This is a genomic window from Pseudonocardia pini, assembly GCF_013870575.1.
In the GTDB taxonomy this organism is placed as follows: Bacteria; Actinomycetota; Actinomycetes; order Mycobacteriales; family Pseudonocardiaceae; genus Pseudonocardia; species Pseudonocardia pini.
Map to the genome: position 1 here is coordinate 1 of NZ_JACBXB010000634.1, position 3,337 is coordinate 3,337.

Genomic DNA, 3,337 nt, shown 5'->3' on the forward strand with positions numbered 1-3,337 from the left:
GGTCGTCGCCGACAACTCCGAGAGCTCGGACGATCTCCGCCTGCTGCTGGACATGCTCGGCGGGGACGCCCTCGACCGCCAGGAAGACCGCCACGACCGGCTTGTCCGAGCCTGCGGTGCGCTCCCGCACCACCCGCGCGTACTCCGCGCCCGGGGTGGCGATGGGCGGCACGAACATCACGACGAGCGCGTCGGCCTCCCCGGTGCCCTCGGCCGCCAGCGCCTGCTCGACGGCCGTCGCGAACTCCTCCGGGGTGGCCGAGGCGCCCACGTCGATCGGGTCCGCGGCGGCGACCATGCCCTCGTCGATCAACGCGTCCGTGACCAGCACGTTCAACGCGGTCGAGTTGCCGACGACCGCGACCCGCCTGCCCTTCGGGATCGGCTGGTAGGCCAGCAGCAGCGCCGTGTCGAACAGCTGCGCGATGGTCTCCACCCGGATCACGCCGGACTGCTCGAACAGGGCCCGGACGCTCGCGTCGTCGATCGGGACGGCGGACTCCCGCAGCCGCGCGGGCGCGGTGTTGCGGCCGGACTTCACCGCCACCACCGGCTTGCTGCGGGCCAGCCGCCGGGCCAGCCTGCCGAACTTGCGCGGGTTGCCGAAGGTCTCCAGGTACAGCAGCACGACGTCCGTGGACGGGTCCGTCTGCCAGTACTGCAGCAGGTCGTTGGCGGACAGGTCCGCGCGGTTCCCGGCGCTGACGAAGGTCGACAGCCCCAGGCCGCGGGACTGGGCCGTGGCGAGGATCGCCGTGCCCAGCGCACCGGACTGGCAGAAGAAGCCCACCCGCCCGCGCGCGGGCATGTCCGGCGCCAGCGTGGCGTTCAGCCGCACCCCGTCGTCCAGGTTCGCCACACCCAGCGCGTTCGGGCCGATGACCCGCATGCCGTGCGCCCGGGCCTCCGTGACGAGCTTGCGCTCGGCGCTCATCCCGTCCGCGCCCTTGTCGGCGAAGCCGGAGCTGACCACCACCAGCGCCTTGACGCCCTTCTCCAGGCAGGAGTCCATGACCTCGTCGATCCCGGCCGCCGGGATCGCGACGACGGCGAGGTCCACCGGGTCCGGGATGTCGGTGACCGAGGCGTACGCCCGCACCCCGCGCACCGAACGGGCCTCCGCGTTCACCGGGTAGACCGGGCCGGTGAAGTTGCCGCGCAACAGGTTCGCGAGCACGGCGTGCCCGATCTTCGACGGGTCCGTGGACGCCCCGATCACCGCGACCGACGTGGGGTGCAGCACGTTCGTGACGCTGCGCGCCTCGGCGGCCTGCTCCCGGGAGTCCCGCACGGCGATCGACCGCTCCGTGGGGTCGATGTCGAACTCCAGGTGCAGCACGCCCTCGGCGAAGGCCCGCCGGACCTGGTAGCCCGCCTCGCGGAAGACCCGGACCATCGTGTGGTTCTCGACGAGCACCTCCGCCTCGAACCGCGACAGCCCCTTCTCCCGGGCCGCCGCGGCCAGGTGCTCCAGCAGGATCGACCCGAGGCCGCGGCCCTGGTGGTCGTCCCGCACCACGAAGGCGACCTCGGCGTTGGTCACCGGGGCCTCGGGGTCCTTCGGGTCGGACAGGCCCTCGTAGCGGCCGACCGCGATGATCTCGTCCCCGAGCATCGCCACGATGGCCACGCGCTTGGCGTGGTCCACGGTGACGAAGCGCGCCAGGTCGCGCGGGGGGATGCGCGGGTAGGGGCCGAAGTAGCGCAGGTAGCGGGTCCGGTCGGAGAGCTGCTGGTGGAAGGCCAGCAGCGCGTCCGCGTCGGACGGGACGATCGGGCGCAGGTGCACGATCCGGCCGTCGGAGGCGACGATGTCCGCCTCCCAGTGCCGGGGGTAGGCGGGATCCGCCGGGGCCGTCGGTACGGGCTCCGCGGTGGCCGTGCCCGTTCCGGGGCCGGTCGGTGCGCTGGGGTCTGGGGTGTCGGGCATGTGCTCAGTCCCGGGGGTCGTCGGGGTCGAGGCCGTGGAGGGGGAACAGCGCCCTGCGGGCGTCGACCAGGCCGGCGTCCACCCGGTCGGCCACGCCGTCCCCCCAGGCCGAGAACGAGGGGTCGCCGCCGTCCGTCATCGCCACGGGCAGCGGCTGCCGGGTCAGGCCGGTCGTGTGGGCGGTCCAGCCCGCCGGGATCGACGTGGCGGGATCGAGGTCTCGGTCCAGCGTGGTGGCCAGCAGGTGCGTCCAGGAGCGCGGGACCACGCGGAACAGCGAGTACCCGCCGCCCCCGAGCACGAGCCACTTCCCGCCCGAGACCCGTTCGGCCAGCTCGCGCATTGCCTGGTAGGTCGCGCGGTGGCCGTCCACGGTGAGCTCGAGGTTCGCCAGCGGGTCCTCGGAGTGGGTGTCCGCCCCGCACTCGCTGACCAGGATCTGCGGCTGGAACTCCTCCAGCAGCGAGGGCACGACGCCGTGGAAGGCCCGCAGCCAGCCCGCGTCCCGGGTGCCCGGCGGCAGCGGGACGTTCACCGAGTACCCCTCGCCCTTGCCCTTGCCGAGCTCGGCGGGCCACCCGGTGCCGGGCCAGAGGGTGAGCGGGTGCTGGTGCAGGGAGACCGTCATGACCCGGGGGTCGTCGTAGAACGCGACCTGCACGCCGTCTCCGTGGTGCACGTCCACGTCCACGTAGGCGATCCGTTCGTAGCCCTGCTCCAACAGCCAGGCGATCGCCACCGCGCAGTCGTTGTAGACGCAGAACCCGGCCGCCCGACCGGGCATGGCGTGGTGCAGCCCGCCCGCCAGGTTGACCGCCCGGTCCGCCCGGCCCTCGGCGATCTCCCGCGCCGCCCGGATCGACCCGCCGCAGATCAGCGACGCCGCCTCGTGCATGCCGAAGAAGATCGGGTTGTCGTCCGTGCCCAGTCCGTGTCCGACGTCGAACGGCATCTCCGGCGCCGAGCGCACCGCGGTGAGCAGGCCGGGCTCGTGCACCCGGAGGAGGTCCTCCTCGGTGGCGGGCTCGGGCTCGAGCAGCTCGACGCCGTCGAGCACGCCCAGCTCGGCGGCCAGCCGCATCGTGAGGTCCAGCCGCACCGGGTTCAACGGATGGTCGTCCGAGAGTTGGTAGCGGAGGAACTCCGGCGTCCAGACCACCGAGGTGCGCGGGCTCATGCTGCGGACCGTAGGCGAATCGGGGCCACGGGGCCACGGACCGCGGTCCCGCCGGTGGGGCCGGCTGCCTCGCCGCACGGGCGGCTCACGGCTGCACCGGCTCCCCTGGCTCGGCGCCCACCGCCACGGGCCGGGACCGGTCCGAGCACCAGTCCGACCACGAACCCGCGTAGATCGCGCGCTGCCGCTCGTCGGCCTCGTCGAGCGTGAGCCTGCCCTCGGCCGCCGCG

Annotated in this window: 2 protein-coding genes; both read right to left on the bottom strand. The window is 73.7% G+C overall.

The window, feature by feature from the left end; translation table 11 throughout:
• On the bottom strand, positions 1 to 1,930 hold a 1,930-nt coding region (locus H5J29_RS26180; protein ID WP_181783681.1), incomplete at its 3' end, for a bifunctional acetate--CoA ligase family protein/GNAT family N-acetyltransferase.
• Positions 1,931 to 1,934: 4 nt separating this feature from the next.
• A complete protein-coding gene (locus H5J29_RS26185) occupies positions 1,935 to 3,107 on the bottom strand; it encodes an acetoin utilization protein AcuC (RefSeq protein ID WP_181783682.1) in 1,173 nt (390 codons plus the stop codon).
• Positions 3,108 to 3,337 lie beyond the last annotated feature (230 nt).